Source organism: Clostridium zeae (assembly GCF_017312485.1).
In the GTDB taxonomy this organism is placed as follows: Bacteria; Bacillota; Clostridia; order Clostridiales; family Clostridiaceae; genus Clostridium_AR; species Clostridium_AR zeae.
Genome location: NZ_BMBA01000001.1, coordinates 845,596 through 860,658 on the forward strand (window position 1 = coordinate 845,596; position 15,063 = coordinate 860,658).

The 15,063-nt window shown below is 31.4% G+C and carries 9 protein-coding genes; 3 read left to right on the forward strand and 6 right to left on the reverse strand.

Annotated elements, in window-relative coordinates:
• Positions 1–3: 3 nt before the first annotated feature.
• The 3 genes from J3477_RS03955 to J3477_RS03965 all read right to left on the reverse strand — a co-directional run bounded on the left by J3477_RS03955 (position 4) and on the right by J3477_RS03965 (position 5,935).
• Positions 4–2,784 (reverse strand): tubulin-like doman-containing protein, encoded by a 2,781-nt coding sequence (locus tag J3477_RS03955; RefSeq protein ID WP_206868259.1) that lies wholly within the window; start codon positions 2,782–2,784, stop codon positions 4–6.
• A 165-nt stretch (positions 2,785–2,949) separates the two neighbouring features.
• Positions 2,950–5,259 (reverse strand): VWA domain-containing protein, encoded by a 2,310-nt coding sequence (locus tag J3477_RS03960; RefSeq protein WP_206868260.1) that lies wholly within the window; start codon positions 5,257–5,259, stop codon positions 2,950–2,952.
• 247 nt (positions 5,260–5,506) lie between these two features.
• Positions 5,507–5,935, reverse strand: coding sequence for a DUF4829 domain-containing protein (locus tag J3477_RS03965; protein ID WP_206868261.1), 429 nt, complete (start codon positions 5,933–5,935; stop codon positions 5,507–5,509).
• A 555-nt stretch (positions 5,936–6,490) separates the two neighbouring features.
• Between J3477_RS03965 and gdhA the strand changes: the two genes are divergently transcribed.
• The 3 genes from gdhA to J3477_RS03980 all read left to right on the forward strand — a co-directional run bounded on the left by gdhA (position 6,491) and on the right by J3477_RS03980 (position 11,369).
• Complete coding sequence (gdhA, locus tag J3477_RS03970) at positions 6,491–7,822, forward strand: NADP-specific glutamate dehydrogenase (protein WP_206868262.1); 1,332 nt, start codon at positions 6,491–6,493, stop codon at positions 7,820–7,822.
• A gap of 607 nt (positions 7,823–8,429) precedes the next feature.
• Complete coding sequence (gene nrdJ, locus J3477_RS03975; RefSeq protein WP_206868263.1) at positions 8,430–10,481, forward strand: ribonucleoside-triphosphate reductase, adenosylcobalamin-dependent; 2,052 nt, start codon at positions 8,430–8,432, stop codon at positions 10,479–10,481.
• A gap of 444 nt (positions 10,482–10,925) precedes the next feature.
• Positions 10,926–11,369, forward strand: a complete 444-nt coding sequence (locus J3477_RS03980; RefSeq protein WP_206868264.1) for a hypothetical protein — start codon at positions 10,926–10,928, stop codon at positions 11,367–11,369.
• 144 nt (positions 11,370–11,513) lie between these two features.
• Here the strand turns inward: J3477_RS03980 and J3477_RS03985 are convergent, their stop codons facing one another.
• The 3 genes from J3477_RS03985 to J3477_RS03995 form a co-directional block, all read right to left on the reverse strand.
• Positions 11,514–12,083 carry a hypothetical protein gene (locus J3477_RS03985; protein ID WP_206868265.1) on the reverse strand — a complete coding sequence of 190 codons (570 nt, stop codon included), beginning with the start codon at positions 12,081–12,083 and terminating at the stop codon, positions 11,514–11,516.
• On the reverse strand, positions 12,070–12,561 hold the full coding sequence (locus J3477_RS03990; protein ID WP_206868266.1) for a DUF5643 domain-containing protein: 492 nt from the start codon (positions 12,559–12,561) through the stop codon (positions 12,070–12,072). The genes J3477_RS03985 and J3477_RS03990 overlap by 14 nt, the downstream gene beginning before the upstream one ends.
• A 631-nt stretch (positions 12,562–13,192) precedes the next feature.
• Positions 13,193–14,671, reverse strand: coding sequence for an Lsa family ABC-F type ribosomal protection protein (locus tag J3477_RS03995; RefSeq protein WP_206868267.1), 1,479 nt, complete (start codon positions 14,669–14,671; stop codon positions 13,193–13,195).
• Between the last annotated feature and the right edge of the window lie 392 nt (positions 14,672–15,063).

Below are 15,063 nucleotides of genomic sequence, written 5' to 3' on the forward strand. Positions count from 1 at the left end.
CTACTATAATGATGTTTTATATTTAAGCTTCTCATACGCGATAAAATCCTTCTCATTTACTTCATCTGAGATGAATTTTATCATATGCTCTTTTAGTTCTTCCTTTTTAAAGCTCTTTTCTATGGATACCACAAAATCATGTATTAATTTAACCAACTGCTTGTCTTGTGCTATTTTATTAATAACTTCTTCCTGAGAGGTACCTAAGATCAACTTCTTATCTATGCTTGCCTTGTTTTTAGGGAATTCCATACACTCTTCCGCGCTACCTTCAAACTCAATGCAGTAAGGAGAAGAATAGATATATTTGAAGCCATCCTCATATCTAAGATTTTTAACAAAGTCTCCATCAACATTTATTATTAACCCGTAAGCTAAGGATAGATAGTAATCCTCCATCAGTTTTTCTGTATCTAGATCCAAATCACTAAGTCCTATATATGACTCGTTTAGATGTAGTGGATAAGCCTTTGTGGAAAGAAGTCTTAAATAAAACTGCTTGTAATTTTTTATATCTGGTAGATATCCTGCGCAAGCTCCCATGGTTATATGAATTACATCAATTGAATATGGATTTGTTGTTTCCACATATCTTGCTTGTCTTGATCTTTCGCCTGTTTGACTTCTGATCCAATTGTCTATAGGTTCTTGTGGTTTTATTGTGAAGCCATTGGTTATATTTTCATCCTTTATTGCTCCAATGTAATAACATTCGGTCCATGATACTTCTGGATTTTTTACAGCAGACCAAAATGGCTTAGATAGCTTAGAGGTTATCTCAAGCTGCTCTTTAACATAGTCATTTATACTTATATTTTTATCTTTTGCGTTTTGTTCTAAGATCTCCATTATATTAATCTTAGAATCGACCTTATCAAATTCTCTTTCACAAATTTCCAAAAGCTTATCTTTTCCTTCTTTAATAACGGAAATAATGCTCATATCCTTGAACATTGCTGCAACTTTTTCTGTAAGATTCTTACCAAAACTTTCATAATAATAGTGTTCGTAAAATTCCTTTGTAATCATTTCTCTGGAAATAATATTTCCGCCATACTTTTTGTTTGCCTGATAGTTGATTTTATTCAGCCTATTGTTAACTTGATTAATAGAAGCATTTATATCTCCTATTACAGCACTAATACTAGACTTACAATCATCAATAATCCCTGCTGACAGGTCATACTTTTTCTTTAGGATCTTATAAGCCAGCTCTCCAAATTTTTGATCTACAAACTTATTAAAATCAGAAATCAGTTTGCCGTCTACATCTTTCTTACCGTTTTTGATTTTTTTATCTTTTATATTGTCCATGCTGTTTTCAATATTTGCTCTATCAACAGTGCTCTTATTATTGAAATCTGCATAATTTTCATAATCACTTGCAAAAGCTGCCTTAAGTTCAGTAAAGATTGAATTTAAATTAATTAGGCCATATTCTACAGCCTTTTCATTTACAAAGCTGCTGAGGATTTTATTAATTAACTCTCTGCTATTCTCCTGTTCACTTTTCCATTCCTGATATCTTTCATCAGAGATATTTTCAACTCTCTTAAGATTCCCTTTTTTACCTATAAACTCAGCATATTTCTTTCCACTATATCTATTACTGCTTCTAAAATCCTTAAGTCTCTCTGTTATTTCTAAGGCTTCATTGATCTCTAATGCTAAGTTTTGAGCTATTTCGTAAAGGCTCTCCTCTTCACTTGAATTAGATATCTTTGATAATATCTCAGAAGTAAGTCTATAAGCACAGTATCGTCTTAAATTTTCCACTGGCACTTCCATCGAAGAAGATGAGAAAGTACTAAAATGTCTATCCCTTTTCAATACTGGGTCCTTATCTTTACATATAAAATTAGCATAATCAGCTCTTAACTGAGATCCAAGCTTTGTGCCTACCTCCTGGAACAGCTGAAGAGAGCACAAATCATAAATATCTTCAATATTTGTTAACACTCCACCCATTTCATTTTTATTTTCAAGAAGATAACAGATATCAAAAAGCTTCTTTTCAAGCTTGATTTCTCCTATATTATTGTACTTAAAGGAGTATTTTTCATCATCTGGATTGGTAATAGAAGACATGAAAAACTCCAATTCTTTAAGTGCAGCATAACAGTTTGCCTTACTTCTATTTTGAGCATCTAAATCTGAAGAAAGCTTGTCATCATAACAGCTTTCTAAGGTGAATAAGCCAATTATATTTGTATTATCTCTGTTGAATACCTTTGACAACATTACAGCTACATCTAAAAAAGTACCGCAACCAGTGCCCCCAGCCAAAGATCCAACTACATAAACCTTATGCCTATCTATGTTTTCTAAATAAGCTTCTCCAACATCTGTTAATACCTTGTGTAGATCAACAAGATCGTTCTTTGCAGTATTTAAAGTATCATATACCAGCTGTGCATTTTTCGCTAAGTACATTCTACCTATAGGTCTCATTAGTCCTGCACCTTGATCTGTTGAGGTAAAGAAATCAGGAGTTATTGGTGGATTTTTAGGAAGCCAATCAAAGTATTGATTATTATAAGCCCAATCTAAAGTTGTCTTAACACCCTCTCCAAATCTCAACTGACACTTTTCGTTGTTATCTATATCATCATCTAAGAAAGATTTTAAGTCTGTATCGATAATCAAATATCTTATAGGTAGCTTTTTACCACCATATCTTTTACTAAATAGCTTCTTAAGTCTTTTAATAACTTGAAAGCCTGTACCTCCGAGTCCAATAACTAAAGTGGGCATAATATCTTTTGGAACTTCCATGTTACGCATTGTATACCTCCCAAATATAACAAATTTCAGGTTATGTTTGTGTACTGTGTTGAAATTTAGGTGCCACTATTCCGATACTTAAATGAGTTTCGCAGAAGATTAATATGATTTTCAACGATAACTACAAACATTTCCAAATTGTGATTTTACTTTTTAACAAATGAACTACATAAAATTAACTCTGATTTTTTCTTTTTTGATTGTTAAGGACACCTCCACTCCTGGTGTATAGGCTACTTCACTTCCTACCTCTTCATCATTAAATAGAATTTCCTGTGGTTCTGTACCGCAATAATTAAATTTAAAGATATTTTCCTTTTTAATTAGATAGATCAAACCAAGTAGGAATTGAGGTTTGTCCTCTATTGCAAGAGAAAAATATCCTATGGCATTGTCATCTATATCATCTATGGCTAAAGCTTTAAGCCTATTATTAAAGTTTAGATACATAGTATTTTGCTGCAAATTCATAGAAAGATTTATTGAACTAGTTCTTGAACCAACGGTGCAATCTAATTCTTTGGCTATACTATAGCTCTCAATGTTTTTCTTAAAAGAGCTCTTTCCTAAGAGGTATAAGAACAAAGCTGTTAAAACAAAGATAACTACAATTATTAATGGAATCTTGAATAAGTTTAGATAGTATAGTGCACCTGATAATACCACTATTTTTGTAGTTATACTTTCAGTTACTTTCACATCATCTGCGGTCTTAAAGGAAAGCTTCAAGTTTCTTGAATTTTTTATAGGTTTTATTGAAACTAATATTTCCTTTGGTCCTTCGGGAGCAACTTCAAACTCTCCTACTTTGTTTTTATCTCCATCTAAAACCTCTACTTTTTCTTTGTCATACAGTATGACATTACCTAGTTTTATATTTAAATTTACAGCCTCCCCAAGCTTATAATTTTTCTTAGATGAAGTAACTCCTTCAATATCAACGCACGGCTTGTCTATTACATTAAGACTTTCATAAGGCAGATAATAGCTAAAGCTTTCGTTATTCACTACTCCATTTATACTAGTAGAAATATTAACTATTCCTTTTTTATCAAATTCAATTTCACTTAAAAGAGCTCCATTTTCAACCTTTAACGGATATTCCTTCTTTTCCTTTCCGTCATCTATAACTACAGTTCCACCTAAGCTCGTAATCTTTGTACCATCCTTAGGTACAAGTTTTAACTTCATTTTATCTCCCAGTTTTACATTTTTAGGCAGCCCTGCCTCATAATAAAAAGGTGGATAATCATTAACATGTATAACTACTTCCTTAACCCCAATGATACCGCCATTTCCATCTTGAGCTATTAGGGTAATTGGATATTGACCAGGCTTGTCCTTATTGAATTCATACTTAAAAACATCCCCTACCTTATTATTAAGGTTTTCAATCTTATCTTGCTCCTTCTTTTGAAGATAAACTCCATCTAACTTTTTGTCGCTATCCACTGTTATATCAAACTTTAAAGGTATTCCTTTTGGTATATTTAGAGTAGTCTGTGTTGCATTTATATTTATGCTTGCTTTACTTTTTATTTGAACAATAACAGAATTCTTAGAATTGTCTTTGCTATCTATCTTTAAGGTTTTATCACTGTCATTTTTTAATCTATAAATCTTATAAGTATCACCAGTTTTATCTGCTGGAACCTCCTCACCATTTGAAGTAACACTAACTAAAGGTGATTTATTTTCACAGGAAGCGACCTTTATAATAACCTCATCAATCATTGAACTTAACTTAATTTCCTGACTTTTTTGACTTTGGGTATTGTAGTTAGCTATGGTATAGAAGCCCTCCATATCACCAAGCATCTTACTAAATGCATTGAAAAGCTCTGCAGAGTTTTCACAATATAGAAAATCTCCATCAGTGTTAAACGCTATGGAATTTAATCTATTTTGATCCACATCCTTTGAAAGTCCTATGGTGTTAATCTTTATCTTTGAGGAATAGGCTTTCTTAACTAAGGAATTAAGCTCGCTTTCATGACTTGCGGTGATCCCATTAACAGGATCTTCCTTGCCATCAGACAAAACAATAATTGACTTATCCCCGGTTACTCCATCAAGCTGAGAAATAGCTTCCTTCAAACCTTCCTTAAGATCAGTACCTCTATCTTCAAACTTTATAGCCTGAAAAAAGGTCTTTAAACTTTCTCGTGAAGGTTTTTCACTAAGCTTTTTATCATAAGTCACCGCTTCTCCAAAGCCCAAAACATTCACATTTACCTTGTCACTTAGAGTATCCATAAGCATAACCCCAGCTACTAATGATAATCCAAATGGGTCTGTTTTCTTCATACTTAAGGATTTATCTATTAAAATAATTAGATTCTTTTCATTATTTTGCTCTGCAGCTTTAACTGATTTTGTTTTGTTAGGTATACCTATATTGATAAAACTAAATATAAAAGCCGCTAATATCGCAATAATACATAACTTTGATTTCCTAAATTTATCTTTTCTCAACTCTCTCCCTCCCTAATGAATATACCTTAATATACTATTTAAAATTGATTTTAATTAGAACTAAACACAGGAAACTCTAATTCTTAAACTTTTCTTAAGTCTCTTTTAAAGCCTGTAGAAATCAATAGTTGCAAGTTAATCCAAAAACAAAAAAACACTCAATATCTGCATTGAATGCTTTTCTTAAATGTGAGTTATATAAAATTTTATTTTATAAATCTCTAAGCTTAATATAGCTATTAAATTTTTAGTATCCTTTATCATCTATTACCCAATCACTATCTTTACTATCTCTTATTAATATCCACTGGTAATCTGAATAAGTAGAATTTGGGGTTAATACAGGATTATTACCTGACCCGTCAACATCAAAATTTGATAACAAAACAATAACATTCTCTGGCTTTACTCCATTTACAGAACCTCTCCCATTTTTCATATAACCTTCAGAAAGAGATTTGGATTTTTCTTCATCATACCATACCTTTGTAAGCGTACAACCTTTAAAAGCAAAATTATTTTTTACACAATCTACTGCTTTATTTATTTCTTCTTTAGTAAATTTAATAGACTGTCCACTATCTACAGTTAATCTGTTGTTTGTACTATTTGTCTTACAACCTGACAATGATAGCACCAATAGTATTGTACAAAATGACACTATAATCTTCCTCATAAAACTCCCCTTCTTAATATCAGAATATTAATTCAGTGTTGTATTTAAAGATGAACACTTCAGTCCTTGAACTCAAAATAAAGATTTCGATGAAGCTACAAAGCTTTATTTTGATAGATTTAAATATGAAGTAGTTTATCTATATAATCATACAATAACATTAATGAGTTTAAGACTATTTTCAAAATAATTACAGCTATTCATTAAAACTAAGCACTCTTCAATACACAATCTTTTATTATTTAGATATTCACATCAGCAAAAGCAATTACTTCATAAATTAAAATCTAATTTTTTAAATTCATATTTAAGATCTGCATCTGAAACTTCAAAATCCAGAATAATGCTACTTGAAAGAATATATATCCCAAACTAGCATAAATTAAAATGAAAACTTTACCTCTTTACACTAAGCAATCATGTATAACTCAATTTTCCGTAGCTATACTCTTTAGCTATAGTTTGTAAAGGTTTATAATTAATAATATAAATCTCTTGTTCCTGCTAAATTTGTCAATAATACTTAATAACAACTTTAAATAGGAGGCCATTTTAATGCAAATTTTAAGACATGTAATGGATGATGTTATAAAAAGAAATCCAAATGAACCTGAGTTTCATCAAGCAGTAGAAGAAGTGCTCTTATCTCTTGAACCAGTTGCTGAAAAACACCCTGAATGGGTAAAAGATAAGATTTTTGATAAAATAGTAGAACCTGAAAGACAAATAATTTTTAGAGTTCCTTGGATAGATGACAGAGGCGAGGAACATATTAATAGAGGTTTTAGAGTTCAGTTTAACAGTGCCCTTGGACCTTATAAAGGTGGACTTCGTTTCCATCCATCAGTTAATATAGGAATAATTAAATTCTTAGGCTTTGAACAAATCTTCAAAAACTCACTAACTGGACTTCCAATAGGAGGCGGCAAAGGTGGTAGTGACTTCGATCCTAAGGGTAAATCAGACGGAGAAATAAAGAGATTTTGTCAGAGCTTTATGCTAGAACTTAATAGACATATTGGGGAAAATACAGACGTACCTGCTGGTGATATTGGAGTTGGCGGTCGTGAAATCGGATATTTATACGGGATGTATAAGAAGATAAACAATGAGTTTACTGGGGTATTAACAGGAAAAGGCCTCGGCTGGGGAGGAAGTCTTGCTAGAAAAGAAGCCACAGGTTATGGCTTATGCTATTTCATGAATGAAGCCTTAAAAGCTAAAGGTAAGTCTTTTGATGGTGCCACTGTTGTTATTTCAGGATCAGGTAATGTTGCTATTTATGCAAACCAAAAAGCAACTGAGCTTGGCGCAAAGGTTGTAGCTATGAGTGATTCAAACGGATATATCTATGATGCTAATGGAATAAACCTCTCTACTATTCGAAAGATAAAAGAAGTGGAAAGAAAAAGAATAAGTGAATATGTAAAGTATCACTCTACTGCAACCTATACCGAAGGCTTCAAAGGAATATGGAATGTCAAATGCGATGTAGCACTTCCATGTGCAACTCAAAATGAAATTGATGAAAATTCTGCTAAAGCTCTAATTGCTAATGGGTGTTATGCTGTTGGAGAAGGTGCAAATATGCCTTCAACAATGGAAGCTGCTGATCTGTTTATTAAAAACAAGATAATCTTTGGACCTGCAAAAGCTGCTAATGCTGGTGGTGTAGCTACTTCTGCTCTTGAAATGTCCCAAAACAGCATGAGATATTCTTGGACCTTCGAGGAAGTAGACTCTAAGCTTCAGGACATAATGAAAGGAATATATGAAAAATGTAGTAGCACTGCCAGTGAATACGGTTTTGAAGATAATTTGGTTATAGGAGCTAATATCTCCGGATTTATTAAGGTTGCTGAGGCTATGTATGCACAGGGCATTTAGTTTTACGGACTTTAGCCTAATTGCTCTTACCCTTACGTTTTCTTTTTTTGAAACTTAAGTTTCTATTTATATTTGAAAATAGCGTATCTATGCTATATATAGTTAAAACAATATACCTATAAATTAACCCAGGACAATAATTTTTATAATTATAGCCCTGGGTTCATAATTTTAAATATATAAAAATTATTTTTATAACTTTTATTAAATATGAATTTCATAAATTAATTATTGTATATCCCCCTTCTAAGTATACATAGTCATTAATTATACTAAAATTCATTGACTTTATTATTAATTTATTCAATTTTCACGATGAATTATTTAAGTAAACCATTTGACATATTTATACCACATGTAGTATTATTTAGAAAACATCACACTATATATGGTATTACTTTTAAATTATACACTTACCTATGTACTACTTCATTTTGAAAATATGGATTTTAATATGAATTGGTTAGTCTAAAGATGTAACATTTCGAACCGAAATATATTTTTAAAATTCTCACAGCTTGTGGTGAGAGAATTTTAAAATATAAATTTTATTACGCAGTGGTACATCGATATAAAAAGGAGATATGCTTTTCAAGGAGGATTTTTTATGAAAAAGTTACTAAGTCAAGAATTTTTAAATCGATATATGGAATTTAATCCATTAGCCCCATTAGGCAGTTTTGTTTATTATAGAACTTATTCAAGATGGTTGCCTAGAGAAGGAAGACGTGAAACATGGCTTGAAACCGTTGAAAGAGCTGTTGAATATAATTGCAGTTTAGATTCTAATACTTCGAAGGAAGAAGCTGAGGAATTATTTGATTTGGTATTTAACTTAAAGGGATTTCTTAGCGGACGTACCTTTTGGATAGGTGGAACTGCAGCTGTAAATGATCATGCTCTTGCAAATTTTAATTGCAGCCTTATTATATTGGATGGTTTTGATAAACTAGGTGAGCTATTTTATGCATTAATGGTTGGAACAGGCGTAGGATTTAGAGTTCTTGAACAGGATGTTAAATATCTTCCTAAAATAAGACTTGTTGAAGTTATAAATAAGGAATATGAACCTAAAAGTAAAAATAATAGATTAGAATCCACAGCTCTAGATTTTTCTAATGAAAATACTAAAGCTAATATACACGTAGGAGACTCAAAAGAGGGCTGGGCTCAGGCTTTAAAAATGTATTTTGACATAGTTACTAGAAAAGAATATAAGCATATCGTAACAATTGAGATAGATTACGATAGTGTAAGACCTAGAGGAGAAAGATTAATCCGTTTCGGCGGAACTGCTTCTGGGCATGATAGCTTAAAAAATATGTTTATTAAATTTCATAAGGTAGTAAACAAAAGAATTGGAAAAGCTGCCGTTGAAGGTAAGGTACGCGCTATTGATATGCTGGATTTTGCCAATATAATTGCTGAAAATGTAGTTGTGGGCGGAGTTAGAAGATCTGCTGAAATCGGCTTAATAGACGTCAATGATTCTGAAACAATTCAAGCAAAGAATGGCTTATATACTCAAGATTCAAATGGAAATTGGATTGTAAATGAAGACATTATACATAGGGCATTATCCAATAATACCATAATCCACTTTGAAAAACCTTCTAAAGATTTTTGGAAATGGCAGTTTCAGCAAATGAAATTTAGTGGCGAACCAGCAAGCTACAATGGCGCTGAAGCTTTAAGACGTAACCCTAATTTTAAAGGAACTAATCCCTGTGGAGAGGTGCTACTCGACGACCGTCAAACTTGTAATCTGGTTACTACTAATATTATGGCCCATGTAAAGGATGGAAAACTTGATATAGATGGATTATTAAAAACTCATTCACTACTAACCAGAGCATCTTATAGATTAACACTTGTGGAACTTGAACTCCCTGAATGGGATTATAAATTAAAGAGAGATAGACTGCTAGGGGTGAGTATCACAGGGTATCAAGATGCTATAAATGCAGTTGGCATGAGTATAGCTGATCAAGTTGATCTACTAAAAAAGCTAAGATTTACTGCCAGAAAAGCTGCTGATGAATTAGCAGACTCTTTAGGCTTAAATAGATCACTACTTGTTACAACCTTAAAGCCTGAAGGTACCTTGTCACTACTTCCTACGGTTTCTAGTGGACTTCACTTTTCTCACTCTCCATATTATGTGAGAAGGATAAGAATAAATGCTGAAGATGCATTAGTTAAAGTATGCCAAGAATTAGGATATCCTGTGCACCCTGAAAATGGTTCTACAATGGAAAATGCCAGAACTTTAGTTATCGAATTCCCTGTTGAGGCACCTAAAGGCAAAACCAAATATGATGTCTCAGCAATAGAGCAACTTGAAATATATAAAATGTTTATGGACAATTACGTAGACCACAATGCAAGTATTACTGTAAGTGTAAGAGAAAAGGAATGGGCTTTAGTTGAAGACTGGGTTTATGAAAACTGGAATTCAATAGTTGGTATATCCTTCTTGTCTTTAGATGATAGCTACTATCCTCTTTTACCTTATGAAGCAATTACAAAAGAGGAATATGAAACTAGAGTATCAAACATGAAACCTTTTGATGCTAAACTATTAATGAAATACGAGCATGGTGATGAACATGATCTAGATGATAGTGAATGTAGCACTGGTGTGTGTCCTATAAAATAAACTAACATTTCAATAAAATTTTGCACTTTCCTTTATAGTAAAAAAATCACTGGTTTCTTTGCCAGTGATTTTTCATATTCTATGCATTTATAAAAATTTGACTTATTCAAAAAATTCTCCATAAAAATATTTACTTATCCCATATAAGCTTATTTGAATAATGCTTTACCTGCTTACATCTTTCTTCGCATATTGCTTGATTTTTATAATAGGAAGAACTTACTCAATTTCTACAAAATCGAGCTATATAAAAAGGAGTATACTCAGAAATTGATTTAGTCTATACTATACTATTCCAACTTCAACTATTAATTTATTCACGATACAGAATTGTGCTAAAATGAGTTCGCCTAACAGATATAAATCGAATTTAGTTATACCTTCTGTAATATTTAATCCAAGTTGCTAGTATAAATTATTAAATAATAAAGGATAGGTGATTTAATGTATCAATTTCTTGCTCTACTCGGATTTTTCATATTTTTCTTCTTCATAATTTCTTTAGTTCTCTATATTTTTATGGCTTATGCTTTATATACTATGGCAGTGCGTCAAGGATTGGAAAACCCTTGGGTAGCATGGATTCCTATAGCTCAGCTGTACATCTTAGGTAAGTTAATTAAAGGTCTCAAAATCTTTGATTATGATGTTCCAAATATTGAGATTGTACTACCAGTAGCCTCCATCATATTTGTAGTGTTTCGCCATGTGCATGTTTTAGGCACTTTAGTGTCATTGGTCAATTTTATTCTTATACTATTTGCATTAAATAAACTATATAAACTCTATAAACCTGAAAGTGCCACTCTTTATACAATTCTCAGTATATTAGGGTTCACTGTGCCATTTATAGTGTTTTCTTTAAAAGATAAAGATCCAGTAGCATAAATTTAGTATGCTTTTATAATATTATTTGCTACTCTATTACTCAAACTATATGCAGATGTACAATTTAATTTAATAATTTAGTCAATATATACATCATATTAAAAGGCGACTGTTGATTTAACCAACAGTCGCCTTTTACACAATTTATAAACCAGTAAGCTCTTCTTTATAAATAACTTTCCCTTGCTTATCAAATCCAACTAGATACTTTGTTTTATTTTGCTTATTATCTTCGTTCCAATTAAAGATGAACATTCTACTTTCATCTAATTGATACTTAGGTACGCTGATTTTATCTTCCCCTTCAATTAGAATAGTGGTTATTTTAGGATCGCTTACATAGCCATAGACTTTCATAAACATTTCATTATTCTTAGTTCCAGATCCACTCCAGCTATAAGATACTTGTTTTGAAGAATCTATAGGTGTTCCGCCTACTCCATCTCCTGGATACCATTTAATTATCTCCTTATTGACTGTATCTGCTGAAAACCAATCTTTATATCTGCATAAATATATTTTGCCTTCATCAATGTCTATAGTCTTTACTACCTTTGAAGGTCCATAGTGAAAAGTTCTCTCTGACAGTTCATGTGCTTTTAAAGGTGAAAAACTCCCATATGATAAAAATGAATATTTATAACATATAATTACAAGTACAATCGCTATACTCCACTCTATAATTCCACTTATGTTTTTCTTACTTATTTTCATTAACATTCTTCTCCTTATCAAGTGAAATCGTCATTTCGGCCTTTCTATCATACCAGTTAAGTTTTAGAGTTATAGACTTAGCATCTTCATCTATCTTTTCAACTTCTATTAATACATCCTGTCCCCATATCTTGCCTATCGCTTCTCCACCCTTATATTTATATTGCCTTCCTTTATCATCATATAAATTAATTGCACTAGTAGGAAAAGACCATCCTTGTTCTAAAATTTTATATGTAAATCTAATATAGGTTTTATCATCAGTGTTAATGATTCTCTTAATTGATATAGTATCCTTGTCTATCTTCATATCTTTGTTAACTTCAATTACCTGTGCTTTTTTCTGGCTCACCAGCTCTTTTAACTCTTTATCATAGTATTTACTCTCAGGCAAATTTGTAAATATGTCAATGAAAAGTATAATCAAGCAAATTACTATTATTGTTCTTCTTAACTTCTTAATTTTTCTCTCCCCCAAATCTCTATTATTGATTCTGTTTTATAATAAAATTTATATTCTCTTCTCTGAATCTAGCGTATTAAATTTTTACTTTTATTATCTTCTTTTGATAATTCAAATTTTAGTAATCATTTAATTTATATTTTCACGGCTATTTTTATTAATTTACAATACATCCATATATTAGTATATCATCGTATTTAAGAGAAAAATAGATTAATAAAATGTATTTTTATATAAAACTTATTAAGATTCAAGTAAATTATTTTCACTTTTATAATTGGATTATCTTTTTAGAATTCCATTAAATTTTTTCAAAACTAGATTGAACTTTTATATCGGATGTACAAGCTCTAATTCCACCAACATTTCTTTAATACATAACTATAGGTATTTAAAATAGCATTCATTACATCCTCTTCTTATCCAAGAAAAGCTGTTTACTGATATATAATTTGCTTTAAGAGACGCAATAAAAGGTATAGCAAAACTCTGCTATACCTTTTACTTCTTATAATTATATATCTGAAATTAAAATCCTTAACTTGTGGTTATATAATTGGTATTTTTTCTACAATTATAATTAGTTTCTTCAAGTTATAATAACTACAAGTCAAATTTTTTTACTATAACCTCCTATAAAGATCTACTACAATCTTATAGTCTTAGTTGCTACATTCTCACAAAAAGTAATATCATGTTCAACAAACAAGATTGTTGGTTCATATTCCATCAACAGTTCTTCTATCTGCATACGTGAGATTACATCAATAAAGTTTAGTGGTTCATCCCAGATATAAATATGGGCTCTATCACACAAGCTTTTTGCTATCAATACCTTCTTCTTCTGACCTCCACTAAAGTCCTCCATGTTCTTTTCAAACTGTTCTCTTGAAAAATCAAGCTTTCTAAGCATTGCTTTGAATAAACTTTCATCTATAGAGTTTTTCTCTGCATACTCAGTTAGATTTCCCTGTAGAGCAGAGGTATCTTGAGAAACATAGGAAATTATCAGTTTATTATTTTTCCTTACAATACCATCATGAGGGATATTTTCTCCATTTATTAACTTCAAAATACTTGATTTCCCACTGCCATTCTTACCTTGAATTGCAACTCTTTCTCCTTGCTCAACGGTAAAGCTTATTTTTTCGCACACAGTTTTATCCTCGTATTGAATGGAGACCTCTGAAAGCTCCACAAGTCTTTTATCGTGAAAAGTAAGAGGAACTATTTTTAAACTTTCATTAGATTCAATATTTTTAAGAAGCTTTGATTTTTCTTCAATGGCATTTTGCTGTCTAGCCTCTATATTTTTAGCACGCTGCATCATTTTTGCAGCTTTGTGTCCAACATAACCTTTATCTAATTTGCTTCCAGAATTAGTAGTTCCAAACTTGCTGCTTTCAACTTTATCAGACCAGCTTGAGGAACGTTTTGCCGCTTCAGAAAGCCTATTGATATCTTTTTTAAGTTTTTCATTTTCCGCCAGTTCAAAACCATCCTGTAATTCTTTGTTTCTCCACCATGAAGAAAAGTTACCTTTTTGTATTTCTATATTAGTTTTATTGATTGCCAAGATATGATCAACACAATTATCCAAAAAAGCTCTATCATGAGAAATCAAGATAAATCCCTTCTTCTTTTTAAGGTAATCACTTAATTTCTTTCTACCTTCAATATCCAAATGATTAGTAGGTTCATCAATAAGTAAAAAAGAGTTTTCCTTTAAAAACATTGCTGCAAGTAGAGCCTTAGTCTGCTCACCTTTAGATAGTGTGTAAAACTGCCTATATAAAGCATCATAATCCATATCAAGCATAGATAATTCTTTTACTATTTCCCAATCCATTGAATTTGGACTGATTTCTCTTATGATATCTATGGTGAAATTCTCTTGCTCCTTAACTTCATAGGGAAAATATTCAAAGTTTACATTAGCTGAAATATTTCCTTTATATTCGTATTTTCCTAGAAGAAGATTTAGAAAAGTGGTCTTTCCTCTTCCATTCCTTCCGGTAAAACCTAGCTTCCAATCGGTATCGATTTGAAAGCTTACATTTTCAAATATATTATCATAACTCCCCTCATAAGCGAAGGTTAAATTAGTAACATTTATCATAGACATATTATCGTCCTCCTCTGTAATTAAATCCAGAAAACCCAAAATCTAAAACTATTTTAAAACTCTGCGTATTATTGCAAAGGATAAAATACAAATCAATTTTAAGGTAATCCCTTTATAAACTTTTAAATAACAAAGTCGGAACAAAAGGCGACCTTGTTATTACTCCATATTAGCGTCGCCAAAAGTAACCGGCTCTATATGGAGAATATCATGCGTTAGCAAAGTATCTTCAATTTTCATTTTTAATCCTCCTCTTGTAATAAAAAAAGCAAAAATAAGAGCCGCAAGAAATTATTATTCTTACAGCTCATAGATATACAAAGTTAAGCTAGGCACTAAGGCATAGCACAAAAGTATATATTAAGAGAAAAAAAGAATAACTTTCTTGCACA